Origin of the sequence: Bacillus sp. NSP9.1 (genome assembly GCF_000465465.2) — a bacterium.
GTDB lineage: Bacteria > Bacillota > Bacilli > Bacillales > Bacillaceae > Bacillus > Bacillus sonorensis_A.
Window position 1 is genome coordinate 191,686 of the sequence record NZ_CP048273.1, and the last position, 26,363, is coordinate 218,048.

Genomic DNA, 26,363 nt, shown 5'->3' on the forward strand with positions numbered 1-26,363 from the left:
AAAATAAAAGTAATGCCCAGACACAAAATCTGGGCATCTTTTTCATTGCTTTCTCCCATCAAACAGCGTATCGGCAAATTTCACTTCGGGAAACTCGTCAGCCGGCCCTTCAAGCAGCCGACCGCTTTTGTTTTTTAAATGTTTGTCAAAAAAGCTTAAGGTATAGGCGTTGACGATGGAAGCCGCTCTTAGCGGATCGATTTGTCCTGTCATTCCGGTCTGTCGGAGAAAGGGGGTGAAAAACTGGACATCGGCAAAGTTGTAGTGTTCCATTCCTTTGACATACAGAATGTGGCCGCCGTACTTGCCGGCGTTTTGAAAATGGGCGATCTCAGCTTCGGCGTCTTTTGTCTCCTTAGCGATTTCTTCTCTTGTTGCCCCCATTGTTTTTAATTCTTTATCAGTATAGACGTATTTCTGTCTGACTTTATTAAAGCGGTCAAATGTGCTTTCAGAGAACATAAACAGAAAAGGTTTGGTTGAACCCGGACGGTTATGGTAGCGGTACAGGCCGCCGTCAAGGTCAATGCCCGCTGTGACTCTGCTGTCATAAGAGGCGTCGTATGAAGCGGCTCCGCCGAAGGAGTGGCCAAAGACGCCGATATGGTTCATATCGACACTCCCTTTCAAGCGGGTGGGAAGGTTCCCGGCATTGATTCGTTCGAACTGGTCGAGAACGAATTTGATATCGTCTGTCCAAACCTTCCCTACCTTGTCGCGGTAGTTTTTTTCAGCGATCAAATATTCATCTGTTTTCATCGGGGCCATCCTTCCATCGGGAAATGCGGTGGCAAAAGCGCTGTATGTATGGTCGATGGAGGCGACGATATAGCCATGGCTGGCAAGGTTTTCAGCTTGTGAAGTATGAAAAAACCGCGATGACTTGTAGCCGTGGTTTAAGATGATGAGCGGATAAGAACGGCTGTTATCGGCAATCTCGGCCCCTTCATAGGAATGGCTCTGAATGTATGTCAAATAGTTGGTCACGATGGATGGAAGGCTGAGCGTTTTCGAGAGCGGTTCCTCCTTCAGCACGGAGCCTTCCATAAACGGAGCGGGTCTTCCATCGGCATGTTTTGCCGGGTACCACACTTGTACCATCAACTCCCGTTTGCCTTCTTTCACTTCATCAAAAATCTCATCTCTGTCAGAATCGACAAAGTGAAAAGTCTGTGTTCCTACCTGATATTCACCCGTCGGCTTCGGAAGTTGAAAAACGGGAAAAGCATACAAGAAGCCCGCGGTCAGCATAAGCATGACAGTACACAGCACGTAAATGTGACGGGGGATATTTCGAAAAGCATTTTTTTTAAAACATCCATAAATGGAACCGACAAAGAACAGAACCGTCAGGGCATATGGGAAAAGCAGCTGCACCCGCAACCCTTCGGTCGCCCAGTGTATGACCAGGAAAAGCAGGGCAATTCCGCTTCCAATGATAATCGCAATCCTGCGCTGTTTCTTTCTAAAAAAACCGGACAACAATACACCTGTGTTCGACAAAAGCAGCAGCACTTCAAACAGTCTCAAAGTCATATCCTCCCTCGGAGAAATTTTTATAGTGCCACCTTATCCCATACGGCTGCTTTTGTACTATCGATTTTCCTTACATCCCGGTGACAATGTTGTCACTTAAACGGAAAAAACCCTCTCCATCAAATCGATGGGGAGGGATGGGTTTACACAGCCGCTGTTTGCCGAAGCGCATCCTCTACAGAGGTGTATTCGTATCCAAGATCGCGGGCGACCGCTTCATATGTGATGCTTCCGTTCGCCACGTTGACACCGCGAGTCAGCGCCTCATTCTCGGCAATCGCTTTTTCAACACCTTTGCCGGCGATCTGCATGGCGTAAGGAATGGTGACGTTTGTTAAGCCGATCGTTGATGTGCGCGGAACGGCGCCGGGCATATTTGCAACGGCATAATGGACGACACCGTGTGTTGTATAGGTCGGGTTGTCATGTGTCGTGATTTTGTCGACCGTCTCAATGATTCCGCCCTGGTCAATTGCAACATCCACGACAACTGAGCCCGGCGACATGGACTTGATCATTTCTTCTGTGACAAGCTTTGGCGCTTTTGCTCCCGGAATTAATACCGCGCCGATCACAAGATCTGACTCTTTGACCGCTTCTGCGATATTGAGCGGATTGGACATCAGCGTTTGGATGTCCTTGCCGAACATGTCGTCGAGCTGGCGCAGCCGCTCTGCGCTCAGGTCGATCAGTGTGACGTCAGCGCCGAGGCCGACGGCGATTTTAGCAGCGTTTGTTCCCACCGCACCGCCGCCGATGATCGTGACTTTGCCGCGTTTGACACCCGGTACACCGGATAAGAGAATGCCTTTGCCGCCTTTTGATTTCTCAAGAAATTGGGCTCCGATTTGTGACGCCATCCGTCCCGCCACTTCACTCATCGGCGTCAGGAGCGGAAGCGTTCCATTAACTTGGACCGTTTCATATGCGATGGCCGTGACACCGCTTTCGACGAGCGCTTTGGCAAGCTGCGGTTCGGCAGCAAGATGAAGGTATGTGAATAGGATTAATCCTTTGCGGAAGTAGCCGTACTCAGAGCTGATCGGTTCTTTCACCTTCATGATCATTTCCGCTTTCGCCCATACATCTTTGGCTTCGGGGATGATCGCTGCTCCGGCAGCTGAATAGTCGGCATCCTCAAATCCGCTCCCAATTCCGGCGCCTTGTTCTATTAAGATCTGATGACCGTTTTCGGCCAGGGCGACAACGCCGGCAGGGGTAATGGCTACACGGTTTTCATTATTTTTAATTTCCTTTGGAATCCCAATGATCATGATGTCTTCCTCCCTAAAATATGATTCTACCGCTAGTATAATTCTCTGCATCGGGAAGAACATCGTGCGGAAAATTAAAAATGAAAGCGCTTTTTTGTGAAATTTAACAAATTCGTGAACAATGACAGATCTGTGTCCATTTTTTTTAAAAATATTTTACTAGAAAAAATCGTTTTGTTAAAAAAACAAATGTAATCGCTTACATTTTGTGTTGTTTCACAAACATAACGATTTTTCATTATGATAGAATATCTCATGCGATATGAAAGCGCTATCTTTGTCAGGAGTGAGTCGTTTGGATATGTTAGAGATACTAGGAAAGATTAATCATGTATTATGGGGGCCGCCCAGTTTAATTTTATTATTTGGGACAGGCTTATTTTTAACGATTGTTTTAAAAGGACTGCAATTTCGCCGCCTGATCTATGCGTTTAAGATAGGGTTTGGAAAAGAAGACGCCAAGGATGCGGCTGCTGAAGGCGATGTCAGTCATTTTAAAGCGCTTATGACAGCGCTCGCTGCCACAATTGGAAACGGCAATATCGCCGGTGTGGCAACTGCTTTGACACTAGGCGGCCCGGGTTCAATCTTTTGGATGTGGATTGTCGGTTTGTTAGGGATGGCGACGAAGTATGGGGAAGCGTTGCTCGCCGTCAAGTACCGCGTCAAAAATGATAAGGGCGAATATTCAAGCGGGCCGATGTATTATATTGAACGCGGGCTCGGCCGCAAGTTTAAAGGGCTGGCGGTCGCTTTTGCCCTGTTTGGCGCCTTTGCCGCTTTAGGAATAGGAAACAGTGTGCAATCCAACACAATCGCCGATGTGACACAAAACAGCTTTGGCATGGCCAACTGGGTGACAGGGTTGATTTTAGTCATTCTTGTCAGCGTGATTATTTTCGGCGGCATTCAGCGGATCAGCACCGTTGCCAGCTTCTTTGTGCCGATCATGGCATTCTTGTATATGGGCGGGGCGATCTTGATCCTGATTTTGAACTACGATAGGATCGTGCCGGCTTTTGAACTGATTTTTGATTATGCGTTCCACCCTGTAGCGGCGACCGGCGGTTTTCTTGGAATTGCCGTATCTGAAGCGATTCGCAACGGTGTGTCCCGCGGTATTTTTTCAAATGAGGCGGGTCTTGGTACAGCAGCATTGATCGCAGGCAATGCCAGAGCCGATCACCCGGTGAAACAAGCGCTTGTCGCCATGACCGGTACGTTTATTGTCACGATCGTGGTGTGTACGATGACCGGTTTAACCCTGCTCATTACCGGTTTCTGGGACCCTTCCGGCGGATTGATTTCCGGCGTTCCCCATGACGGCACCCTGGAGGGCGGGGCATTGACAAGCGCAGCGTTCGGCTCTGTTCTGGGAGCAGCCGGAGAGTATATCGTCTCGCTTTCCGTTATCTTCTTTGGTTTTTCGACGATTGTCGGCTGGTATGTATATGGTGAAAAGTGCTTCGAGTACCTGGCCGGTCCTAAGGGAATCGCAGGATACCGCCTCGTTTATATACTCGCCTGCGGAATAGGAACGGTCGCCAACCTTGTCACAGTATGGGCATTTGCCGATATGGCCAACGCGCTGATGATGATTCCGAATTTAATCGCCATTCTTCTATTATGGAAAGTGATTGTAGCGGAAACAAATGATTATTTTCATCATTTCTATCAAAATGTCCATTCCATAGAAAGACAAATTCATTGATTCAAAAGGTTCTGCTCACCCGGCAGAACCTTTTTTGTCCTGAAAAAACCGCGATCAGTCTGTTCACAAATGACCTCAAAATTTGACGAATAATGTCGATAATAGGGACGTAAGTTTGTTTCAGGACATTTTTTTATGACATAGATAAGGAAGGATAAATACGATGAAAGTGAAAACGAAATTGCTGGGGATCATCTCGATTTTAGTCATTTCAATCATTGGAATTGGCGTTTCCTCCGTTTTGGTGATCTCTTCGACGGTCGGCAAGAATGAAGTGCTGAAGGACAAAATGGAGTTCCAAAAAGAGGTCAAGCACATCCAATATCGGTTGACTGGATTATCAAATGATGAAAGAGGTTTTATCATTACCGGTGATAAGGAATATGGCGATGGAATGAAGGAGAAGGCCGATGATGTCTTAAAAAGTCTCGACAGGGTCAAAGGCCTGATTCATGATGAAAAATATGAAGCGAATGTGGAAGAAATTAAACAAAACTTTACGGATTATTGGGCTTTAAATCAACAAGTACTGCAAACTTATGATTCAAGTCCGAAGAAAGCAGAATCCATCCACTTCGGTGAAGAAAGATCGCTGCGAAAAGAAGTATTGGATCCGTCTGTCAATAAACTGGTGGACAGCCTTGACGAGGATGTCAAAGACTTAAAAGCTGAAATTCGCGATAATGGGAAAATGAGCGAGTGGTTCTTCATCACGATTACAGGTGTATCAGCCATTTTAGGCGTGATCCTGAGCCTATTGCTCTTGAAGTCGATTATGGTGCCGCTCAGAAGCCTTAACAAGCAGCTGGAGGACATTGCGCATGGAGAAGCGGACTTGACGAAAAAAGTCATTGTCAAAAATAAAGATGAATTCGGTCAGCTGGCCCATTCGTTCAATGCTTTTGTCGACTCATTAACACAAATTGTCAAGCAGATCAGCAGCTCGTCTGAACAGGTCGCAGCCTCATCGGAAGAATTGTCTGCGAGCGCGGAAGAATCAAAGTCAACCTCCGAACATATTTCCGAAGCGATGCAGACGATCGCCGACAGTAATACGCAGCAAAGCGCCATGACCGAAAAAAGCTCGGAATCGATTAATGAATTGTTGGAGCGCCTTTCCTCTGTCGCTGCAAATACAGGCAGCATCGCGGACCTTTCTTCTTCGATGAAAGACAAAGCAGAAATCGGTTCTGAATCCGTCCATAAAATGCTGGATCAAATGAATTTCATTGACAAATCCGTCAATTCGGCCGGAAACGGCCTTAAGGCATTGGTGGCAAGCACTGCCGAGATCAGAGATATTTCTTCTTTGATCACAGATATTTCCGAGCAGACGAACTTGCTGGCGCTGAATGCGGCGATCGAGGCGGCCAGAGCCGGAGAACAAGGAAAAGGGTTTGCCGTTGTGGCGGAAGAAGTAAGAAAATTGGCGGATGAAACAAATCAATCGGCCACTCACATACAAGCATTGGTATCAACCATCCAAAATGAATCGGTGGAAACGGTCAATAATATTAAAGTTGTACAAGAGAACGTCAGCTCGGGTATTGCTCTTTCAAGGGAAACAACCGGGAATTTCAATGAAATTCTCAATCTGGTGGAACAGGTTGCTTCGCAAATACAAGAAGTGGCAGCGTCCACGCAACAGCTGACATCAGGTGTCGAAGTGATCCAGAATACGGTTCAGACATTGGCGGCTGGCACAAAAGAAACGTCAGACGGCACAAACACCGTTGCTGCTTCAACGCAGGAACAGCTTGCTTCCATGGAGGAAATCTCATATGCAGCAGAATCATTGTCGCAATTGGCTGAAGAGCTGCAAACGGTGATCAATCGTTTTAAATATTAAACCAAAATCCCCATCTCCCAAGGTGGGGATTTTCATGATTCCAGTTTGGCCAAAGCCCCTTCAGGCACCGCCTCTTTTTTGATTTCAAACATGCGGCTTTCCTTTGTCCCCCTGGCTTTGATTTTCAAATATGCGCCCGGGTGCAGCTTATGGTCGAGCTCTGTTTTGAATGGCTGTCCGTTTCCGCCTGCATCAAATCCGGTGAGCTGATAGACATATTTGCCATTCTTGAATGTTACCGCGTTCTCCGTCGTTTTTGCGTAGTATTCATGCTGCTGCATGCTTTGGATCACCTCATCGGCTATCGGGACAAGACCGCCCGTCAGCTTTTGCAATGCAAACACCGCAGCGACGGCGATGAGAACCGCAGCCAGCCATTTTGCATTCGGTTTTTTCATGGCACTTTACTCCTCTTTCAGCGTTGTCTGGCACAATTTTATAAAAAAAGTAAAGCAGAAGAAATGGATTCATATGACAGTTTCCTTACACGATTGTAAGGTTGGCCGGTTTTGTGAAAGAGACAGCTTCATGTCATAATATAGCCAAACAAAGGAGAGACAGACAATGCAAAACATCATGATCGTTGAAGATGATCCGAAGATTGCGGATTTATTAAGAACCCACATTGTTAAATACGGATATCATGTCACTGTCGTCGAGGATTTTGACCATATCATGGACCAGTTCAGAAGCGAACAGCCTGATCTTGTGCTGCTTGATATTAATCTGCCGAGCTTTGACGGCTATTATTGGTGCCGGCAAATACGCCGGGAATCGATTTGCCCTGTGCTGTTTATTTCGGCGCGTACGGGTGAAATGGATCAGGTGATGGCTTTGGAAAACGGCGGGGATGACTTTATTACGAAGCCGTTTCACTCCGAGATTGTCATGGCGAAAATCCGCAGCCAGCTTCGCCGCGCTTACGGGGAATATGCGGCAAAATCCGAGGAGCGGATGCTTGAAAAAGAGGGGCTGCGGCTGTTTCCGGAACGGCTCGAATTGAGTTTTGCAGGCAAAACGGCATCTTTAACAAAAAAAGAAGCCGATATTATCGAAAGCTTAATGGAGCGGCACCCGCGGATTTCGGGCCGGGAAGATTTGCTGGCCAAGCTGTGGGATGATCAGGCATATGTTGATGAAAATACGCTCAATGTCAATATAGCCCGCGTCCGCAAAAAATTTCAGGAGCTTGATATTGATGATGCGGTGGAAACCGTAAGAGGCGCCGGCTACCGCCTGAATGTATCATGGGTAAAGGCGGGAGAGGAATGAAGCTTTTTTTCAAAGAACACTATCTATTGATCGCCGTACAGGCGCTCCAGTTTTTCGTGATGCTGCTCGTCTACTGGCTTGATGGATACCGACACATCAGGCCTGCTTTGTATGCCGTTTTTCTCGGTTTTTTCCTTTTGGGAAGCTACCTTGTCTATCACTACTATACGCGCCGCACCTTTTATCAGCGCCTTGGCAGCACCCTCGCGTCACTGGATGACACCTTTCAAAAAACGAGTCAGCCCCTGTCTCCTCTGGGAGAAGCGCTTGAACAGCTGCTGAAAAGCCAGTACAGACATTATCGACATGAATTGAAGGAACTGGAGCGCGGAAAGAAAGAACATCTGACCTTTATGGATCAATGGGTTCACCAGATGAAAACGCCGCTGTCTGTGATTGAGCTGACGGCGCAAAATTTGGATGAACCGGAATCATCAAGCATCCGCGAGGAGACGGAGCGAATCAAAACCGGGCTGAATACCATCCTCTATATGGCCCGCCTGCGTACAATCGAACAGGATTTCCACGTTAAACCGGTTGTGTTGGCCGATATTGTCCATGAGGTCAATCAGGAAAACAAGCGGTTTTATATTCGCAATCAGGTGTATCCTAAGTTTCAGGAGCAAAGGCAAGGCATTATTGTCGAAACGGACGAAAAGTGGCTGTTTTTCATGCTGACTCAGTTCATTCATAATGCGGTGAAATATTCGGCGGGAAAAAACAATACCATCATCATTTCGCTTGATGAAAAAGACGGTGAAGCGGTATTGGAAGTGACAGACTTCGGTGCCGGCATCCCGAAAATAGATCAAAACCGCGTATTCGATCCGTTCTTCACAGGGGAAAACGGCCGTAAATTCAGAGAATCGACGGGCATGGGCCTCTACCTGGCAAAAACGGCGGCCGACCAGCTCGGCCATCGGCTTGAACTCGAGTCAGAGGAAGGGAAGGGTACGACGGTTCGCACGATCTTCACACAGACGCAAAACCTTACATCGATGTAATGAAAGTGAAAGAATAATCGATAGCTGGCTATCCGTCCGTTTCGATAAACTGGTCACAGATCGAAAGTGAAATGTGAAAGGAGATCTTGTGATGCTTCATGTCAAACAAGCAAGTAAAATTTATGAAGGAAAAATCGCATACCGTGCGTTAACCGATATTAACCTGACGATTGAGGAAGGGGAATTTGTCGGCATCATGGGTCCTTCCGGAAGCGGTAAAACGACCCTGTTAAATATGATTGCGACCATCGATGAACCGACGACAGGAGAAATCCTGATCAACGGGAAAAATCCGCATTTGCTTAAAAAAGAAAAGCTGGCCAAGTTCCGCAGGAGAGAGCTTGGATTTGTTTTTCAGGACTTTAACCTTTTGCCTACATTAACGGTGGAAGAAAACATCGTCCTGCCGTTGACATTGGATGGAGAAAAGGTCAAAGAGATGAAGCGGAAAGCGCACGCTTTAGCCGAAAAACTCGGCATCACGCACATCATGAAAAAGCGCACATTCGAGATATCAGGAGGACAGGCGCAGCGGGCTGCCGTAGCCAGAGCGATGATTCATTCGCCGAAGCTTCTGCTTGCCGATGAACCGACGGGAAATCTTGATTCGAAGTCATCAAAAGATGTCATGGAAATGCTTGAATCAATCAACCGGAATGAGAAGACGACAATGCTGCTCGTCACGCACGATCCTCAAGCGGCCAGCTTCTGCAACCGGGTCGTCTTTATTAAAGACGGAAAGCTGTATTCGGAAATGAGCCGCGGCGATAACCGTCAGGCCTTTTTCCAAAAGATTCTCGACACGCTTTCTTTGCTGGGAGGGGATGCACATGACCTTTCGTCAGTTCGCGTTTAACAACGTCATTCGCAACAAAAGGCTTTATGCCGCTTATTTTCTCAGCAGCATGTTCACGGTGATGGTGTTTTTTACATTTGCGATATTTGCATTCCATCCGGCTCTTGGCGGGGATTCCCTCAGCACCGGCATGGGACAGAAGGCGTCCGGAGGTCTCTCTGTAGCCCGCGGCATTATCTTTGTCTTTTCTTTTTTCTTTGTATTGTACTCGATGAGCTCATTCCTGCAATCGAGAAGAAAGGAATTCGGCGTTTTAATGATTCAGGGGATGTCGATGCGCCAGATCCGCACGATGGTATTTTTGGAAAATATGTTGATTGGCTTTTTTGCGACGATTGGCGGGATTGTCCTTGGACTTGTATTTGCAAAATTAATCCTGCTTGCAGCCGAAAATGTGCTGATTATTGAAAACAAGCTCAATTTTTATTTTCCGCTTTTGGCGATCATTGTCACGTTTATATCCTTTACTGCTCTGTTTTTATTCATTTCTTTTCTCGTATCATTTGTGCTGCGCAGTGAAAAGTTGATCCATTTGCTGAAAGGAAATCAGAAGTCAAAAGGCGAGCCGAAGGCATCCGTCCTGCTGACGCTGCTTGCGGCTTTGTTGTTGGCTTCAGGCTATTATGTCGCTTTGGCTGCAAAGGGAAACGGCGTTTTTATAGCGATGCTTCCGGTGACAATTGTCGTCATTCTCGGAACATATTTGCTGTTTACACAGTTGAGCGTATTTGTCATTCGCCGGCTTAAAAAGCGGGAGAGCTTGTTTTGGCGGAAAACGAACATGATTTTATTTTCCGACCTTTCTTTCCGGATGAAAGACAATGCGCGGACGTTTTTTATGGTGGCCATCATATCGACCGTCGCGTTCAGCGCCATCGGCACGTTATACGGTTTTCAAACCCTTTTGACCGGCGGGATGAAAAAAATGAACCCCAATACATTCACGTATAGTGCCGGGGAAAATAACAAAAACACTGAAAAAGATGTCGTGTTCATTGATGAAACATTGAAAGAGAAGAACATTCAAACAGAAAAAGCCGAAGCGTTACTAAAGTACTTCGAAATCAACGGCGAAAGCGTGCTGATCGCCAAGCAATCCGATTATAACCGGTTCGCTGTCCTTATCGGTGCGGAGCAAATCAAGCTTCAAGAAGGAAAAGCCGCGGCAGTCGAATTTGACGAACGAGAAGACCGCGGGGGAAGTGATTTGCTTAAGCAGCCGATCACCCTTACCCCGGAGAGAAAGATTCACGCTGATCAAGTCGTTCGATCAAAGGCATTGCCTGAAACAGGCTCTTATTACGTTGTGACAGACAGCGACTATCAGAAGCTGAGAAAACCAAAAAGGGAAACATGGTTCTATGCATGGCAGGCTCAGGACAAAAATGACAGGCAAGTGATTGAAGCCGGAGAGAAGCTGGCGAAAAAATTAGATCCTTTTCAGTTCGTTGCTGTCGATTATGAGGTATATGATATCAGTAGAGGGTATGGCCCCATCTTATTCGTAGGATTGTTTATCGGCATCGTCTTTTTCGTTTCCGCAGGCAGCTTCCTTTACTTCCGTCTTTATACAGATCTTGACGATGATAAACAGAAGTTCAAGTCCATTTCGAAGATGGGTCTGACAGACCGCGAGCTCAAAAAAGTACTGAGCAGACAAATCGGCATCCTTTTCTTTGCGCCGATCGTTGTCGCCCTGGTCCATGGAGCGGTTGCGCTCACCGCTTTATCACATGCGTTCCGTTATAATCTTTTCAAGGAATCGGCAATGGTTCTCGGGATCTTTTTTGCGATCCAGGTGTTCTACTTTTTCATTGTCCGCTTCTACTATACGAAGCAGATTAAAGCGGCAATTTAGCCAAAAGATTAGACAGCTGTCTAATCTTTTTTTCTTGCAAACGGCTGACTCAAGGTGAATAAACATGCCTAAGCACTTCGCCTCTTCCCTTATTTGGATGATTATGTTAATTTGATATTATTTCAAATTTGAAAGAGGAGTGGTAGTTGTGCAAGTGAAAGAAATTTTTGTACTTCGTTGTATCTCCTGTTTAAGCGTGGTTTTGCTTCATGCGATATCGATGGTGATGTTTCTCCAGGAAGAAATGCTCGGGGATACAGTTCGTGTCATTGAGTCTTTTCGGACCCTGCTGATGTTCAGCACGCCGGCGTTTATATTCATTTCTGAATTTTTATTGTCCCATGCTTATTCCGACGGTGTTCCGGAAGGTTTTTTAAAGAAGAGGTTTAAAACGATCTTTATCCCTTTTCTATTTATTGCCGTTCTCGATGCGTTTTTAACGGCGGGTCTGATGATGGAGCAGTTTCATGCAGCAGCGATTGTTCAAAAGCTTTTGGCCAACATTTTTCTCGGGAATTTCATTGGCTATTTTATTCTCGTGATCTTTCAATTTTATCTTTTGCATATGTGCTTCCACTCTTTTTTGCAAAAGGCATCACCGAAATGGGTGCTTTCCGTTTCTTTTGCGGTCAACACCGCCTACTTATGCTATTTTACGTTTATCAACCCGCCCGTCGTACAGGAGCAGGCCTCGTTTCCGTTTTCATGGGTGCCGTTTCCCGGGTGGCTGTTCTATTTTTGTTTGGCCTATTATTGCGGGAAAGACTACAAGCGCTTTTTGGCCCTACCGGTATGCGGTATATACCGCGGCTGTTGTCACGGCCGTGTCAATCGTTGCGATATCCTATTTCAGCGAAAACATCGCGATTACATCCAAGCGCCCGGATATTTTATTTTACTCAATAAGCATCATTTTCCTATGCTTCCATCTGTTTTCAAAGCTGACTGCAGTGCCGAGACTAATCATGTTCATCAGCAACTATTCTTTCTCTATTTATTTACTGCACGCTTTTTTTCTGATTATCGGAATGGCCGTCTTAAGCGGGATCAACAGCATCAGTCCGGTGCCGGCTGTGGCGCTGCTTTTCTTTGGCGGCACAGGTGCAGCCATTTTCGTGTCCTGGTCTGTCAATAAATTGAAATATGGATATATGTTTGTCGGAAAAATATATCAGCCGAAGCGGCAGAGAACAGAGCCAAAAGTGCAGCACCATGCAGGCTAGGGGGGAAAGATCAGAGCCGGAAAAATACCCGGAGCTGATCTTTCGCTTTTTTGATTGGAAAAATTGTTCTGATTTTGACATATGTTCGTTTGGTGAAAAGGAAACTTATTACCTATAATCATAGTATGATAACGATTATCATTTTCAGACGGAGGCATCGATGATGGTTTTAGCCGATTTAAAACAAAAAGAGAGAGCAAGAATGATAGATTTTTCAGAGGTCAATGAATTGGTTCAGCGCCGGCTTATTCATCTCGGCATGAAAGAAAATGCTGAAATCTGCATCAAGCGGAAGCTGCCGTTTGGCGGCCCGTTCATGTTTGAGACAGGCGGGCAGTCGGTCGGCATCCGGCTGCAGGATGCAAAAAAGATAAGGGTTGAAAAACTATGACCCGTCAGGAAATCGCACTTTTCGGGAATCCGAATACAGGTAAAACATCGCTGTTTAATGCATTAACAGGTTCCTATGAATACGTAGGAAACTGGAGCGGAGTGACCGTAGAGAAAAAAGTGGGAATGCTCCGCCATACAAAAGGAATGATGATCGACCTCCCGGGAGTTTATACGTTAAGCCCTCTATCGCGTGATGAAGGGGTCGTCACCGACTTTTTATTGAAGGAATCGTTTACAGAAATATTAAATATTGTCGATGCATCACAGCTGAAGCGCAATTTGCATTTGACGGTTCAGCTGCTTGAATTTGGACAGCCACTCACGATCGGTTTAAACATGACGGATGTAGCCAGACAGCGCGGCATGTTGATCAACCATGAGAAATTGTCGGAAGCGCTTGGCGTTTCGGTCATCCCAATTGTGGCTCGTAGCGGCAAAGGGTGTGATGAGCTGAGCCGCCATCTGTCAGCAAGCAAAGGGGAGCCGCCAAAGCCGCTGATGATCAACTACGGCGGTACACTGGAACAAGCGATCACCCGGATTGAAGCCGTCATTCCGGACCGCTCCGGCGTGCCGAAGCGCTGGATGGCCCTGCAATATTTAGAGGGCAACTCAAAAATGAAAGAACAGCTGGAAGCAACAGCTGACCGAACGAGATTACAAGACATTTCCCAGGAAGCCGAAGAGCGCCTTAAGCAAGAAGAAGCCGCCAAATCGCTGCATCAGCATATTTACTATGTCAGGGAGCAGTACATCGATCATGCTTTGTCATCTTCTGTGCAGCTTCGCTCAGGACAAAAACAGACTTTGACCGACCGCGTGGATGCGATTGTGACACATAAGGTGCTGGGGATTCCGATTTTTTTGGCGTTTATGTATCTCATGTTTATGCTGACATTTGACTGGCTCGGTGTACCGTTGTCTGATGCGCTTGACGGATTGATCGGCGGACCCGTGACAGATTGGACGACTTCAGCATTGACGGCCATGGCTGCCAGTCCGTTTATCAAGGCGGTGATTCTTGACGGCATTATTGCCGGTGTAGGCGGTGTTTTAGTCTTCGTACCGCAAATCTTTATTTTATTCTTCTTTATTTCGCTGCTTGAAGATTCCGGATATATGGCGCGGGTGGCGATGGTAATGGACAGGCTGATGGAGGCGATCGGGTTAAACGGCAAAGCCTTTATTCCGCTGATCATCGGCTTTGGCTGCAATGTGCCTGGGGTTATGGCGGCCCGGACCGTTGAACAGCCGAAAGAACGGCTGCTGACGATCATGCTGACGCCTTTTATGTCTTGTTCGGCAAGGCTGCCGGTCTATGCGCTGTTTGCAGGCGCCTTCTTTGCGGCGCACCAGGCGCTGGTCGTGCTGTCATTATATGTTCTGGGGATCGCTGCGGCATTGGTGCTGGCAAAATTTTTGTCATCGTCGAAGCTGAAAGAAGAAACATCGTTTTTTGTGATTGAGCTGCCGCCGTACCGTTTGCCTCAAGCCCGTACATTATGGCGCTCGACTTGGGAAAAAGGAAAAGGATTCGTCCGCAAAGCCGGAACCTACATTTTTGGCGGATCTGTTCTCATTTGGCTTTTATCTTATACAGGGCCGGGCGGAACGGGCGTTGACATGGATGACAGCTTTTTGGCAATGATCGGCGGTGTGATCGCTCCGTTATTGATGCCGCTCGGATTTGGCACATGGCAGGCCGCCGCCTCGCTCTTAACAGGCTTTCTAGCAAAAGAAGTCGTCGTCGCTTCCATGAGCATTATTTATTTTGTACCTGAATCCCAGCTGCAAGGCATGATGGCACAGCAATTTACACCGCTGGCCGCCTACGGATTCATGGCGTTCGTTCTGCTATACGTTCCTTGCCTGGCAACGGTAGCCGTGATTAAAAAAGAAACGAACTCGAAAAAATGGATGTTCCTGTCGATTGTTTATGGGTTAATGATTGCTTATGCGATCACGTTCCTCATCTATCAGGGCGGGAAATTACTCGGATTATCATAAGGAAGGATGTGGCGGAGTTGTTTAATCTGATCATCGGGGGGCTCATCTTTGGCTATGCGGCATGGACGCTTGTTAAGCTTGTCAAAAGAAGCCGGAAGGGGAAATGCGCCGCCTGTGAACTCAATCGTTCTTGTCAATCCGCTTGTGAGAATGTGAAAAACAGCTGAGGTGTTCAGCTGTTTTTGTCTTTTAGACTTGCACTTCACTCATCAAAGCGAGGGTATTTCCTTCGGTATCTTCAAAGAAAGCCATCCAGGTTTCCGTTTGCTCCATTTTCGCCACCATATGCGGTTCTATCGGAAAAGAAACGCCTTTTGTTGCGATTTCATCATATACTGCCGGCAAATCTTCCACTTGAAAATAAATGACGGAGCTTGCATGAGCAAATTCGTCTTTTTCCGGGAGGCTGAGAAGAAGCCGAAGCCCGCCGCATTCAAAGAAGGCCATGCGATCTGTCCGAAATAAAAGGGACAGGCCCAATACATCCTGATAAAATGCCGCAGCCCGCTCTAAGTCTTGAACCGGCACCCCGATTTGTCCAACCTTTTCGATTCCCATCATCATCTCTCCCTTTTTGTTATTATTGTTATTTTACACAATGAATCCCAATATATCGATTTTTTCGGTTTTTGTTTCACGTGAAACGGGAGCGGCGGTGTTCTTGTTCAATCATTGTTTTCATGGATGTTTATTGGTAATATGACTTCTATTGGCGTAAATGGAAAACAGTAGAAAGTGGGCGGAAGTCAGAGAGATCAGCAAAAGGCTGAGCAGGAACGAAAAATAGGAATGGAAGGGTTTGTGCTCCTTCTCTCACTGATCTTTATTTCCATCTTTATCACGACTGCATACGAGATATCGAAATCTTTTTTTCATTGGCAACGGCTATTATTCTGTTAGACTCGTGAGTAAAGGTTTGTTAAGAAAGAAGAGGGGGCTTGGCTTAAAAGCGGTGTTTCCTATCTTTATCGTGTGGATGATGTTATCTTTTCTCCTTGGTGACATGTCATATCCATTTACTTTGAAAGGATTATTAAATCAAATATTGATGTTTATTCTATTCTTCGTTCCTTTCTGTTTCATCTTTAATTTTGCTTTTAAGTTGTCGAACATCCAGGACAGAAAACAATAAAAAAAGCTGGGATTCCCAGCTTTTTTTACTTATTCTCCTCTGCGCGCTTCACCAGCATCTCCGTGATCAAATCAACTTGCTTGCTGACAGAGATCGGATCGTATGGATAGTAGGTGTCGAAATCATTGATGAAGACGCGGTTGTTTTTGACGGCGTCTAAGTTTTTCCAGATGGAAGATTCCTTCAGTTTGTCGAGTGTTTTGCTGTCGCCGTTCGGGTTATAATCTGTGACGAACATGTAGTCGGCGGCATACTCAGGCAGGACTTCCATGGAGATTTCTTTCATTTCTCCTGTTTGAATAATGTCTTTTTCGATTTTTTCCGGCGCTTTTAAGCCGAGTGCGTTATAAATGGCTTGACCGCCGCGGCCGCCGTTGTCGTTGAATACCCACAGCTTGCCTTTGTCCGTGTTTTCATAAATGCCGAATGTGGCGTCTTTGTCGATCACCTTGGCGATTTTTTCCCTTGCGGCTTTTGCTTGCTCTTCAAAGTCGGCGAGGAATTGGTCGGCTTCTTTTTTGGCGCCTGCCACATCGCCGAACATCTTCACCGTTTCCTGCACATTTTTCGCCGTGTTATAAGGAATCACAACGGTTGGCGCGATTTTCGAGAGCTTATCGTAATTGTCATCTTTCATAACGACGATTAAATCAGGCTTGAGCTTCATGACTTTTTCCACATTGATCGGATCGCCCAGATCGGTGACATCTTTCAGCTTATCCTGCAAAAACGGATTGGTGAAACTCCATGAACCTGAACCGACCACATTTGCTCCGACAGTTAACAATTCACCGGCGTAATGGTCTGTCACGATGCGTTTTGGATGTGTCGGGATCTCCACGTCTCCGCGCGTCGACTTGTACGTTCTTGTCGTTTCTTCGGACGCTTTTTCATTGCCGCTGTTTCCGCTTGATTGCGATGCACTGCTGCATGCGCTGACCAATAAACATAACATCATAACAAAACCTATAATAAATGATCGTTTTTTCACTTGACCCTCCTGTGTATGTAAAGCATCTAGTTGATAATGATTCGCATTATCAAAGTAAATATAGCAAAAAAGCCCTCATTCGTCTATCACTTTTTTGCTTTGTATGATTACGGCTGTTTTGGATAATTTGTTACTATAAACATAAAAAGGACTGATAAGAGATGGCAGAAACACATCCGGTGATCAAAAAATTGCAGTTTAAGGACTGCGGGCAGCCCGTGCTCATTTTAAATGCGCCCGACTCTTACGGTGACATCACGGCAGCATTTCAAGGCGAAGTCCATCTGCAGGCTGAAGACGGAAAATATGACTTTGTTCAAGTTTTTGGCGTGACAAATGAAAAGCTCCAGGACTCCGCTATAAAAGCAGAGCAGCATCTGGCGGAGGATGGCTTGTTTTGGCTTTGCTATCCGAAAAAATCGTCCAAGGCTTACCATTCAGACTGCAGCCGTGATACGGTAGCCGGTCTGCTTGCCGATCAAGGCTATGAGCCCGTCCGTCAAATCGCCATTGATGAAGATTGGTCAGCGCTCAGGTTTCGGAAAGTGGAAAACATCAAGACAATGAAACGAACTTTTGCAGTAACGAAAAAAGGTAAACAGCGCACAGAGAAAGAATCATAACAAGGAAAAGGCATTTTTAAAATAATGTTCATCTTGTGTACACAAAAAAGAAATATTATTATGTTCAACACTTCACAAACTTTCTGTATAATGAATCTAATCTTTTAAATAGAAAAGAGGTATGCAGCATGAAGAAATGGGCATTTGTATCAGACTTTGATGGGACGATTTCCAAACAGGATTTTTACTGGATGGTGATTGATAAATATTTTCCTGAAGGCCGTGAATTGTATAAGAAGTGGAAATCCGGCGAATTGAAAGATATTGAATTTCTCGGCACCGTTTTTGCTTCAATCAATCAAAACGAACAAACCATCATTCATGACATCCACTCCATTCCGATTGACGAGTATGTGCCAGACTTCATTCAGCATGTCCAGGAAAACGGGGGCGACTTTTTCATCCTGAGCGCCGGCACCGATTATTATATTCATTATATTTTACAGAAATACGGCATTAAAGATGTCGAGGTGTATTCAAACAAAGGCTTTTTCCAAGAAGACAATGTTCATATGACCATTGATGAAAACCATTGGCACTACTCTGAACGCTACGGCATTGATAAATCAAAGGTGATCCGGAAGCTGAAAGAAGAGTATGAGACGATTTATTTTGCGGGTGACAGTGAACCGGACTCCCATCCGGCGAAGTTTGCGAATGTGACGTTTGCAAAAGATGCGCTTCAAGATCTTTTGCGGGATCAGGGTGTGCCGTTTGTAGCAGTTGATACATTTGCAGATATCGAGCAATATTTGAAAGAAAAGGGGCGCATCGTCTGATGCCGCGCCAAGTTACCAGTATAGCCATTCCCGCTGTATTGGACATTAGCGAAGGTGTGCTCGGCCGTTTGGATGAGATTCTGGAAAAGCAGCAATTTCAAAAGGCGATCATGTTTTTTGACGATTTTTCCTATCAGCAGTATAAGCATTCATTAAAAGCGACTTTTCAAAAGGTCGAAATCGAAGCCGTTCTGCTGGCTCCAAACCTGGACATCAAGGAGCTCTTAGAGCAGGCATTTTCCATTGGGAATGATGATGTCATCATTGCCATGGGCGGGGGATATGTCGTCGATTGCGGAAAATACATCGCGTTTTCCAAGCGTATCCCGTTTATCAGCATTCCGACGTCGGCATCCAATGACGGTTTTGCGAGCAGCAATTGTTCGCTTCAGGTTGAAGGGAAAAAAACGACGGTTCCGGCGCGGGTTCCATATGGAATTATTGCCGATTTAAAAATCATTCAACAGGCGCCGGAATGCTTTATTTTAGCAGGCATCGGCGACTTGATGTCCAATATTACTGCCCTTTATGACTGGGAGTTTGAAGAACGGCACGGTGTCGGCGATGTCAATGCTTTTGCGTCCATGCTCAGCAAGAAGGCGGTGAACAGCTTTGTCAGAACGCCGATGCAGGATATTAAACAGCCGATCTTTTTAAAAGAATTGGTCAGTTCATTGACGATGGGCGGCATCGCGACGGAAATCAGCGGAAACAGCGCGCCTATCAGCGGTTCTGAGCATCTCATCTCCCATGCGCTCGACAAAATTTCCAAAAAACCGCAGATGCACGGCATTCAAGTGGGAGTCGCCACCTACATCATGGCCCATGTCCAGAATCACCGCGCTGAGAGGATGGAAAAGGTGTTTACAAGGACAGGCTTTTTCCATTATGTGAAGTCACTTCAGCTTGATAAACAAGAGTTTCGCGAAGCGATCCGTCTTTCCCACACGATCAAGCCAAACCGGTTCACTTACCTGCATGAAGAGGCATATCGCGAAAAAGCGCTCCGCCTGCTTGATGAAGATCCGATTCTCCAGGACATATTTTAAGTGAAAACAGTCTCAAAAGAGACTGTTTTTTTAATGGGCAAGCCTTGAAGAAAAATGAAAGTGTCCAGCTGTGGTAAAATAGGGGTGAAATGGCCCAGATACATGAACGAAGTCACGAATTTAACCAGGGAGAGTGGAACATGTACAAACTAATCGCGATCGATATGGATGGAACATTATTGAATGACGTTCATGAAGTAACAGATGAAGTACGGAATGCGCTTCAAGAGGCGAAAGCGGAAGGCGTGAAGATCGTCCTTTGCACAGGGCGTCCTCTCGGCGGAGTGAGCCGCTACCTGGAAGAACTGAATTTAAATGAAGACGGCGATTATGTCATTGCCTATAACGGTGCATTTGTTCAAAATACGAATACACAGGAGGTTGTCTCAGAGCTGACGCTTGGCTATGAAGATCTCACATCTCTATATGAGCTCAGCGAAAAGCTGGATACGCCGATGCACTTTTTCGATTCGGCTTATCTCTATACGCCGAATCGGGATATCAGTCCGTATACCGTATATGAATCATATGTCACCCAAGTCCCGCTCCGTTTCCGGACGATGGAGGAGATACCGGAAGACATCATGGCGCCAAAAGCGATGTACATTGATGTGCCGGAAAAGCTGGACAGAACGATCGCCGCTATTCCGGCTGATATCAAGGAGCGCTACACGATGGTCAAAAGCTCCCCGTTTTTTTATGAAATCCTTCATCCTGCCGCAAGTAAAGGAAACGCCGTTCAGCAGCTTGCCAACATATTAGGCATTGCGCAAGAAGAAGTGATTTGTATTGGAGACAACGGAAATGACATGTCCATGATCGAATGGGCGGGATGCGGAGTTGCTATGGGGAATGCGATCCCTGAGGTAAAAGCTTCGGCCGATTATGAAACGCTTACGAATAATGAAAACGGCGTTGCCCACGCCATTCATGAGCTTGTATTGTCCAAATAAAAAAGCCGGCCCTTCGAAAGGCCGGCTTTTACCTATTTGCGACACCATGCTTCAATCTGCCAGATATGAGTCACCCAGTCTTCATAAAAAGACGGTTCATGGGAAACGAGCAAAATCGTTCCCTTATAGTCGCAGAGCGCTTGCTTTAACGCATGCTTTGCCAATGCGTCAAGGTGATTTGTCGGTTCATCAAGAACGAGCAGATTGCTTTTGGTCAGCATCAGCTCCGCAAGGCGAACTTTTGCCTGTTCGCCTCCGCTCAGAGTGGAGAGCGGCTGTGCGATATGTTCTCTTGTCAAGCCGGCTGCCGCAAGCTTGTGGCGAATGTCTTTTTCCGACGCATCGGGAAAGCGCGTCCGCATTTCTGTAAGCGGTGTGTTGGACGAACCGCTGCTTTCCTGTCTGAAATATGCGGCTCTTATATGCTGTCCGGCTGATACAGTGCCGCTTAAAGGCTTGAGGCCGCCGAGCAGCGTGTTGATCAATGTCGACTTTCCGCCGCCGTTTTCACCGATGACGGCGATTTTATCGCCCCGCTTCACGGTGAGGGAAAGCGGCATAAGCAACGGCTCAGCGTAGCCAATCTCCAGCTGTTTTGTCTCAAGAACGGTCATAGAAGGGTTGTTTTCCGTCCGGAATTCAAAGCGGGGGGCCGGACGGTCCTCCGGTTTTTCGATGCGTTGGATTTTGCTTAACGCTTTTTCGCGGCTTTTGGCCTGTTTTGCTTTCCGCACCCGGTTGCGATCAATGAAGGCCTCCAACTTCTCGATTTCTCTGCTCTGTTTGTCATAAGCCGCTTTGATCTGCGCTGTGTTTTGTTCATATTCCTTCAGGAAAAAACGATAGCCGCCGGAATACCGCTTAATGGTCTGATGTTCCAAGTGAAACGTAACATCTGTAATCTCGTATAAAAAGCGTTCGTCATGGGAGACGACGACAAAGGCATGCTCGTAATTTTTCAAATAGCCGGTCAGCCAGTCGATATGTCCGCGATCCAAGTAATTCGTCGGTTCATCCAATAAAAGAACTTCTGGTTCTTCCAGCAGCAGTTTGGCCAGAAGGAGCTTTGTTTTCTGGCCGCCGCTTAAATGTGAGACATCCCGGTCAAGTCCAATCTCAGTCAAGCCGAGGCCTTGTGCGGTGTCCTCAATTTTTGCGCCGATTTGGTAAAATCCCGACTTCTCCAATTCAGCCTGGAGATCACCGTACCTTTTCAGCAGGCCATCCAGGTTGCAAGCGGCATCTGCCATTTGTTCTGCAAGCAGATTCATTTCTATTTCCATGGCAAATAGGTGATGAAACGCCTTTTCCAAGTATTGAAGAACGGTCATGCCCTTCGTCAGTCCGGCATGTTGTTCAAGATAGCCGGGCCGTACGCTTGGCAGCCATTCAATGTTTCCCTTGTCGGGCAAAAGGCTTCCTGTCAAGAGGCGGAGAAAGGTCGACTTGCCAGCTCCGTTTCGACCGACGAGTCCGGCGTGTTCACCCCTCAGCAGGCGAAAGCTGACGTTTTGAAGAATGATGCGATCCCCGTGCATATAAGTGAGATTCGCAGCTTGAACAATACTCATGATGATTCTCTCCTTTTGGCTTTTATAAGCCATCTAAAGAGAACAGCGTGAACCATCAATATCCTGTTGTATAAAAAAGCGGGTAAGGCGAATACACCTTACCCACTACATATCAAATATAGCAAGAAAGGATTTGAAACCGTATCAAACTGTTCACGAGATGGCTTTCTAAAAAAGGGCAGACTTCTCCCGTCTTAAGCCAAATCTCTAATAAGAACAGTTGATAAGATTTCCATTCCTTTCCACCTCATTTTAGTTAACATTTCCTTCACATCAAATTATATGAAGAAGGAGGCGGGATGTCAATCCGGCATACCTATATATTGACAACCGCTATGCGGTGTGATATTTAAGATGTGAACAAAAGAGCAACCATTGATCTACATATTCTTCAATCAAAAAGGAGAGAGAACAGGTGGCTAAAAAAGAATTTAAAGCAGAGTCTAAAAGATTGCTGGACATCATGATCAACTCGATTTATTCCCAAAGGGAGGTCTTCTTAAGAGAGCTTGTTTCAAATGCGAGCGATGCCATCGACAAAATTTACTATAAAGCGCTCACAGACGACGCTTTGACGTTTAACAAAGATGATTATTACATTAAAATCTCGGCCGACAAACAAAACAGAACACTGACCGTATCGGACACCGGGATCGGCATGACAAAGGAAGAGCTCGAGGAGCACCTTGGAACGATCGCCAAAAGCGGCTCCCTTGCGTTTAAACATGAAAATGAACCGAAAGACGGGCACGATATCATCGGCCAGTTCGGCGTCGGCTTTTACGCCGCTTTTATGGTGGCTGATGTTGTCACTGTCATCACAAAGGCGCTCGGCAGTGATGAGGCGTATAAATGGGAGTCCGCCGGGGCGGACGGCTACACGATTGAGCCGTGCACAAAGGAATCGGTCGGAACAGATGTCATTTTGAAGCTGAAAGAGAACACTGAGGATGAACAATATGATGAATACTTGGAAGTCCATCGGCTGAAAAACATCATCAAAACATACTCTGATTTCATCCGCTATCCGATCAAGATGGATGTCACCGTCAACAAGCCGAAAGAGGACGCCGAAAATGAATTTGAAGAAGTTCAGGAAGAACAGACGGTCAACAGCATGGTGCCGATTTGGCGAAAGAATAAAACCGAGCTGACAGATGAGGATTATGAAGCGTTTTATGCGGAAAAGCACTACGGATTTGACAAGCCTCTCGCCCATATCCATACGAGCGTCGACGGTGCGGTGAGATACCAGGCGATCCTGTTTATTCCGGAAAACATTCCGTTTAACTACTATTCAAAAGAATTCGAGAAGGGCTTGGAGCTGTACTCAAACGGCGTGTTGATCATGAACAAATGCCCGGAACTGCTTCCGGATCATTTCAGCTTTGTCAAGGGTATGGTCGATTCAGAGGATTTATCCCTCAACATCTCAAGAGAGATGCTCCAGCATGACAGGCAGCTGAAGCTGATCGCCAAAAACATCAGCAAGAAAATCAAAAACGAGCTGAAAAGCCTGCTGAAAAACAACCGCGACAAGTATGAGGCTTTTTACCAATCATTCGGCAGACAGCTTAAGTTCGGCATCTACAATGATTTCGGCGCCAACAAAGACGTGCTGAAGGACCTCTTAATGTTCTACTCGTCCAAAGAGAAAAAGCTTGTGACGCTTGATGAGTATGTGTCAAGAATGCCTGAGGATCAGAAATATATTTATTATGCGTCAGGCGAATCGTATGAGCGGATTGAAAAGCTTCCACAGACAGAGCTTGTGTCTGAGAAAGGCTATGAAATTTTATATTTCACGGAAGATATCGATGAATTTGCCATCAAAATGCTGGCGAATTACGAAGAAAAAGAATTTAAATCCGTATCAAGCGGAGACCTTGGTATTGAATCAGAAGATGATCAAAACCAATCAGATGCAGATGAGAACCAATATAAAGAGCTGTTTGAGGAAATGAAAAACATTTTATCAGGCAAGGTGAAAAACGTCAGGCCGTCAAAACGATTAAAAACCCATTCCGTATGTCTCGCGGCTGACGGCGAAGTCACCATTGAGATGGAAAAAATTCTAAATGCGATGCCTGATAATCAGCATGTCAAAGCGGATAAAGTGCTTGAGATCAATACAAATCACGAGGTATTTGACACATTGCAGGCCGCGTTTGAAAACGATAAAGAAAAGTTCAGCTTATACACCGGTCTTCTCTACAACCAAGCGCTGCTGATCGAAGGCCTGCCGATCGACGACCCTGTCGAGTTTACGAATGATATATGCAAAGTGATGGCCTAAAACGGCTGACCGGTTTTCTAAAATTCACGACAGCCTAATTTTGTTTTTGAACCTTATATATTGAATATGCTCCTGAGCATTATAGTAGCGGGAACATCTAACCGATCGACAATAGAATAGCTCCTGTAAAGGAGTCAGCTTCAGCCTGAAAGTAAGATCGTCTTCGTTTAGCGGCCAGGACGGTCTTACTTTTTTTGTCTGATGACATGATCGCCGCAATCAAAATGCCGAAAATAAGCATGAGTTGGATTGCGCTTTCAACTGCCATACTCTCACCCCCGCCCTTACGAAGCTGAATCTATTGTTCGTTTTACTTTGCTCGTATTCAGCAGAACATCCCAGAAGGAAACAATGAGCAGTCATTGCTTTCGTTTTTTATCGGCTGGGTGTACCGGGGCTGCTGCTGTCACCGGTGACTGATCCTTACGACAAAATGACTGTTCCAAGAAAAAGATATGGTCCAAGGGGAGAACGGCAAGTCCACAAGGAACAAAACAAGAACTGACTTAAATTGGTTGTCTTAAATAGCATGAATAAACCATAGAAACCATGGAAAGCACAAAAAAGATCCGTCTCAGGAGTTCAGAGACGGATCTTTTTTTGTGAAATTAATGTTTGACGACTTCTTGACCCCTTACATTCCAAGTCATGGCGAAGATGATGGCCGCGATGGCGCATGAAGCTGTGAGCAGAGTGAATCCCGCATCCCAGCCGGATGCATCAACGATAACCCCCATTAAGGCGTTTGCTGTCAGGGTTCCGCCCAAGTAGCCGAACAGGCCGGTTAATCCTGCCGCAGTCCCGGCGGCTTTTTTCGGAACAAAGTCAAGCGCCTGCAGACCGATCAGCATGACCGGGCCGTAGATGAGGAAGCCGATGGCAATTAATGAAGCCATGTCGATCATCGGATTGCCCGCCGGATTGAACCAGTAGACAAGCACGGCGATCAATACCCCGAGCATAAAGACAAAGCCAGCAGGCCCCCGGCGCCCCTTAAACCATTTATCCGAAATCCAGCCGCAAAGCAGGGTGCCCGGAATGCCTGCCCACTCATACAGAAAATAGGCGACACTGGATTTGCTCATATCAAATCCTTTTTCTTCGCTTAAATAGGTCGGCGCCCAGTCTAAGACGCCGTAGCGGACGAAGTAGACAAAAATGTTTGCGAGCGCGATCGCCCATACCCATTTGTTATTGAGCACATATTTGAAAAGGATGTCTTTTGTCGATAATTCCGTTTCAAACGTTTTTTTCTCTTTGCTTGAATAATCATTGCGATATTCTTCGATCGGCGGCAACCCGACCGATTGCGGAGTGTCGCGAATCAGCAGGTAACTAATCAAGGCAACGACAATGGCGACGAGTGCCGGCAGAATAAAGACCCCTTCATAGCCTGTCACAGAGTTCCCCGCGATTCCGGAGAAGGCAGCCACGCCTGCGACGGCGATTGGCGCCATCAGCCCTCCGCCGACATTGTGGGCGACATTCCAGATCGCCGTTTTATTTCCCCTTTCACTGACACTAAACCAGTGAACAAGGACGCGTCCTGATGGCGGCCATCCCATTCCCTGAAACCAGCCATTTAAAAACAGCATGATAAACATAATGGCGATGGATGAGGTAAAGAACGGAACAAACCCCATCAGCAGGCTGATAACGGCGGAAAGAATCAGTCCCGCCGGCAGAAACATTCTCGGATTGCTTCTGTCCGATATGGTGGCCATCACAAATTTGCTGAGCCCGTAGGAAATCGAAAGTGCGGATAAAGCAAAACCGAGCGCCGATTTTGAAAATCCTTCTTCAATCAAATAAGGCATGGCAAGCGAGAAGTTTTTGCGAATCAAATAGTACGCCGCATAGCCGATGAAAATACCGAGAAACACTTGCAGTCTGAGTTTCTTGTATTCAGGATCAATTCTTTCTTCCGGCAATCTTTCAATCGGCGGAGCAGGTTTAAACAGTTTAAGCATGGTCTTTCTCCTTCTT

22 protein-coding genes and 1 pseudogene are annotated in these 26,363 nt (G+C 46.3%); 15 read left to right on the top strand and 8 right to left on the bottom strand.

Features of this window, described 5'->3' with window-relative positions; translation table 11 throughout:
* Positions 1–42: 42 nt before the first annotated feature.
* Together M654_RS01045 and ald are read right to left on the bottom strand one after the other, a co-directional pair.
* Positions 43–1,530 (bottom strand): alpha/beta hydrolase family protein, encoded by a 1,488-nt coding sequence (locus tag M654_RS01045; protein ID WP_026589402.1) that lies wholly within the window; start codon positions 1,528–1,530, stop codon positions 43–45.
* Positions 1,531–1,679: 149 nt separating this feature from the next.
* Complete coding sequence (ald, locus tag M654_RS01050) at positions 1,680–2,810, bottom strand: alanine dehydrogenase (protein WP_026589401.1); 1,131 nt, start codon at positions 2,808–2,810, stop codon at positions 1,680–1,682.
* Between the two features lie 301 nt (positions 2,811–3,111).
* Here ald and M654_RS01055 point away from each other — a divergent pair, with 301 nt between their 5' ends.
* Positions 3,112–4,521: an alanine/glycine:cation symporter family protein gene (locus M654_RS01055; protein ID WP_035428697.1), complete on the top strand. Its 1,410-nt coding sequence runs from the start codon at positions 3,112–3,114 to the stop codon at positions 4,519–4,521.
* Positions 4,522–4,684: 163 nt separating this feature from the next.
* Entirely contained in the window at positions 4,685–6,370 is a 1,686-nt protein-coding gene (locus M654_RS01060) for a methyl-accepting chemotaxis protein (protein WP_026589399.1), read from the top strand.
* Positions 6,371–6,402: 32 nt separating this feature from the next.
* Here the strand turns inward: M654_RS01060 and M654_RS01065 are convergent, their stop codons facing one another.
* Complete coding sequence (locus M654_RS01065; protein ID WP_026589398.1) at positions 6,403–6,768, bottom strand: DUF1093 domain-containing protein; 366 nt, start codon at positions 6,766–6,768, stop codon at positions 6,403–6,405.
* 166 nt (positions 6,769–6,934) lie between these two features.
* Here M654_RS01065 and M654_RS01070 point away from each other — a divergent pair, with 166 nt between their 5' ends.
* The 8 genes and pseudogenes from M654_RS01070 (at position 6,935) to M654_RS23735 (ending at position 15,150) form a co-directional block, all read left to right on the top strand.
* Entirely contained in the window at positions 6,935–7,642 is a 708-nt protein-coding gene (locus M654_RS01070; RefSeq protein ID WP_026589397.1) for a response regulator transcription factor, read from the top strand.
* The gene (locus tag M654_RS01075) at positions 7,639–8,646 is read left to right on the top strand and encodes a sensor histidine kinase (protein WP_026589396.1); all 1,008 of its coding nucleotides are present in this window, start codon (positions 7,639–7,641) and stop codon (positions 8,644–8,646) included. Before M654_RS01070 ends, M654_RS01075 begins: the two co-directional genes overlap by 4 nt.
* A 91-nt stretch (positions 8,647–8,737) precedes the next feature.
* On the top strand, positions 8,738–9,502 hold the full coding sequence (locus M654_RS01080) for an ABC transporter ATP-binding protein (protein ID WP_026589395.1): 765 nt from the start codon (positions 8,738–8,740) through the stop codon (positions 9,500–9,502).
* Positions 9,477–11,360: an FtsX-like permease family protein gene (locus M654_RS01085; protein ID WP_026589394.1), complete on the top strand. Its 1,884-nt coding sequence runs from the start codon at positions 9,477–9,479 to the stop codon at positions 11,358–11,360. The genes M654_RS01080 and M654_RS01085 overlap by 26 nt, the downstream gene beginning before the upstream one ends.
* Before the next feature lie 148 nt (positions 11,361–11,508).
* Positions 11,509–12,583 (top strand): annotated as a pseudogene (locus tag M654_RS01090) (acyltransferase family protein).
* Positions 12,584–12,746: 163 nt separating this feature from the next.
* Complete coding sequence (locus tag M654_RS01095; RefSeq protein WP_026589393.1) at positions 12,747–12,974, top strand: FeoA family protein; 228 nt, start codon at positions 12,747–12,749, stop codon at positions 12,972–12,974.
* Positions 12,971–14,983 (top strand): ferrous iron transport protein B, encoded by a 2,013-nt coding sequence (feoB, locus tag M654_RS01100; protein ID WP_026589392.1) that lies wholly within the window; start codon positions 12,971–12,973, stop codon positions 14,981–14,983. The genes M654_RS01095 and feoB overlap by 4 nt, the downstream gene beginning before the upstream one ends.
* 17 nt (positions 14,984–15,000) lie before the next feature.
* Complete coding sequence (locus tag M654_RS23735; RefSeq protein WP_026589391.1) at positions 15,001–15,150, top strand: FeoB-associated Cys-rich membrane protein; 150 nt, start codon at positions 15,001–15,003, stop codon at positions 15,148–15,150.
* A gap of 22 nt (positions 15,151–15,172) precedes the next feature.
* Here M654_RS23735 and M654_RS01110 read toward each other — a convergent pair whose 3' ends face one another.
* Together M654_RS01110 and M654_RS01115 are read right to left on the bottom strand one after the other, a co-directional pair.
* The gene (locus tag M654_RS01110) at positions 15,173–15,541 is read right to left on the bottom strand and encodes a VOC family protein (protein ID WP_026589390.1); all 369 of its coding nucleotides are present in this window, start codon (positions 15,539–15,541) and stop codon (positions 15,173–15,175) included.
* Positions 15,542–16,140: 599 nt separating this feature from the next.
* Complete coding sequence (locus M654_RS01115; protein ID WP_442858860.1) at positions 16,141–17,073, bottom strand: iron-hydroxamate ABC transporter substrate-binding protein; 933 nt, start codon at positions 17,071–17,073, stop codon at positions 16,141–16,143.
* Between the two features lie 194 nt (positions 17,074–17,267).
* Between M654_RS01115 and M654_RS01120 the strand changes: the two genes are divergently transcribed.
* The 4 genes from M654_RS01120 (at position 17,268) to yidA (ending at position 20,510) form a co-directional block, all read left to right on the top strand.
* Positions 17,268–17,729, top strand: a complete 462-nt coding sequence (locus tag M654_RS01120) for a DUF3052 family protein (protein WP_026589388.1) — start codon at positions 17,268–17,270, stop codon at positions 17,727–17,729.
* A 128-nt stretch (positions 17,730–17,857) separates the two neighbouring features.
* On the top strand, positions 17,858–18,508 hold the full coding sequence (locus M654_RS01125; RefSeq protein ID WP_026589387.1) for an MtnX-like HAD-IB family phosphatase: 651 nt from the start codon (positions 17,858–17,860) through the stop codon (positions 18,506–18,508).
* Positions 18,508–19,557 (top strand): iron-containing alcohol dehydrogenase family protein, encoded by a 1,050-nt coding sequence (locus tag M654_RS01130; protein ID WP_026589386.1) that lies wholly within the window; start codon positions 18,508–18,510, stop codon positions 19,555–19,557. Before M654_RS01125 ends, M654_RS01130 begins: the two co-directional genes overlap by 1 nt.
* 140 nt (positions 19,558–19,697) lie before the next feature.
* Positions 19,698–20,510 (top strand): sugar-phosphatase, encoded by an 813-nt coding sequence (gene yidA, locus M654_RS01135; RefSeq protein WP_026589385.1) that lies wholly within the window; start codon positions 19,698–19,700, stop codon positions 20,508–20,510.
* Between the two features lie 32 nt (positions 20,511–20,542).
* Here the strand turns inward: yidA and M654_RS01140 are convergent, their stop codons facing one another.
* A complete protein-coding gene (locus M654_RS01140) occupies positions 20,543–22,081 on the bottom strand; it encodes an ABC-F family ATP-binding cassette domain-containing protein (RefSeq protein ID WP_026589384.1) in 1,539 nt (512 codons plus the stop codon).
* A 415-nt stretch (positions 22,082–22,496) separates the two neighbouring features.
* Between M654_RS01140 and htpG the strand changes: the two genes are divergently transcribed.
* Positions 22,497–24,377, top strand: a complete 1,881-nt coding sequence (htpG, locus tag M654_RS01145; RefSeq protein ID WP_026589383.1) for a molecular chaperone HtpG — start codon at positions 22,497–22,499, stop codon at positions 24,375–24,377.
* Between the two features lie 97 nt (positions 24,378–24,474).
* Here htpG and M654_RS01150 read toward each other — a convergent pair whose 3' ends face one another.
* Positions 24,475–24,645, bottom strand: coding sequence for a putative holin-like toxin (locus tag M654_RS01150; RefSeq protein ID WP_163170541.1), 171 nt, complete (start codon positions 24,643–24,645; stop codon positions 24,475–24,477).
* Positions 24,646–24,985: 340 nt separating this feature from the next.
* Positions 24,986–26,347: a glycerol-3-phosphate transporter gene (gene glpT, locus M654_RS01155; protein WP_026589382.1), complete on the bottom strand. Its 1,362-nt coding sequence runs from the start codon at positions 26,345–26,347 to the stop codon at positions 24,986–24,988.
* Positions 26,348–26,363: the final 16 nt, after the last annotated feature.

Coding starts and splice junctions, on each gene's coding strand:
- ald (WP_026589401.1), bottom strand. CDS start 2,810: ATGATCATTGGGATTCCAAAGGAAATTAAAAATAATGAAAACCGTGTA.
- M654_RS01055 (WP_035428697.1), top strand. CDS start 3,112: ATGTTAGAGATACTAGGAAAGATTAATCATGTATTATGGGGGCCGCCC.
- M654_RS01060 (WP_026589399.1), top strand. CDS start 4,685: ATGAAAGTGAAAACGAAATTGCTGGGGATCATCTCGATTTTAGTCATT.
- M654_RS01065 (WP_026589398.1), bottom strand. CDS start 6,768: ATGAAAAAACCGAATGCAAAATGGCTGGCTGCGGTTCTCATCGCCGTC.
- M654_RS01070 (WP_026589397.1), top strand. CDS start 6,935: ATGCAAAACATCATGATCGTTGAAGATGATCCGAAGATTGCGGATTTA.
- M654_RS01075 (WP_026589396.1), top strand. CDS start 7,639: ATGAAGCTTTTTTTCAAAGAACACTATCTATTGATCGCCGTACAGGCG.
- M654_RS01080 (WP_026589395.1), top strand. CDS start 8,738: ATGCTTCATGTCAAACAAGCAAGTAAAATTTATGAAGGAAAAATCGCA.
- M654_RS01085 (WP_026589394.1), top strand. CDS start 9,477: ATGACCTTTCGTCAGTTCGCGTTTAACAACGTCATTCGCAACAAAAGG.
- M654_RS01095 (WP_026589393.1), top strand. CDS start 12,747: ATGGTTTTAGCCGATTTAAAACAAAAAGAGAGAGCAAGAATGATAGAT.
- feoB (WP_026589392.1), top strand. CDS start 12,971: ATGACCCGTCAGGAAATCGCACTTTTCGGGAATCCGAATACAGGTAAA.
- M654_RS01110 (WP_026589390.1), bottom strand. CDS start 15,541: ATGGGAATCGAAAAGGTTGGACAAATCGGGGTGCCGGTTCAAGACTTA.
- M654_RS01115 (WP_442858860.1), bottom strand. CDS start 17,073: ATGATGTTATGTTTATTGGTCAGCGCATGCAGCAGTGCATCGCAATCA.
- M654_RS01120 (WP_026589388.1), top strand. CDS start 17,268: ATGGCAGAAACACATCCGGTGATCAAAAAATTGCAGTTTAAGGACTGC.
- M654_RS01125 (WP_026589387.1), top strand. CDS start 17,858: ATGAAGAAATGGGCATTTGTATCAGACTTTGATGGGACGATTTCCAAA.
- M654_RS01130 (WP_026589386.1), top strand. CDS start 18,508: ATGCCGCGCCAAGTTACCAGTATAGCCATTCCCGCTGTATTGGACATT.
- yidA (WP_026589385.1), top strand. CDS start 19,698: ATGTACAAACTAATCGCGATCGATATGGATGGAACATTATTGAATGAC.
- M654_RS01140 (WP_026589384.1), bottom strand. CDS start 22,081: ATGAGTATTGTTCAAGCTGCGAATCTCACTTATATGCACGGGGATCGC.
- M654_RS01150 (WP_163170541.1), bottom strand. CDS start 24,645: ATGGCAGTTGAAAGCGCAATCCAACTCATGCTTATTTTCGGCATTTTG.
- glpT (WP_026589382.1), bottom strand. CDS start 26,347: ATGCTTAAACTGTTTAAACCTGCTCCGCCGATTGAAAGATTGCCGGAA.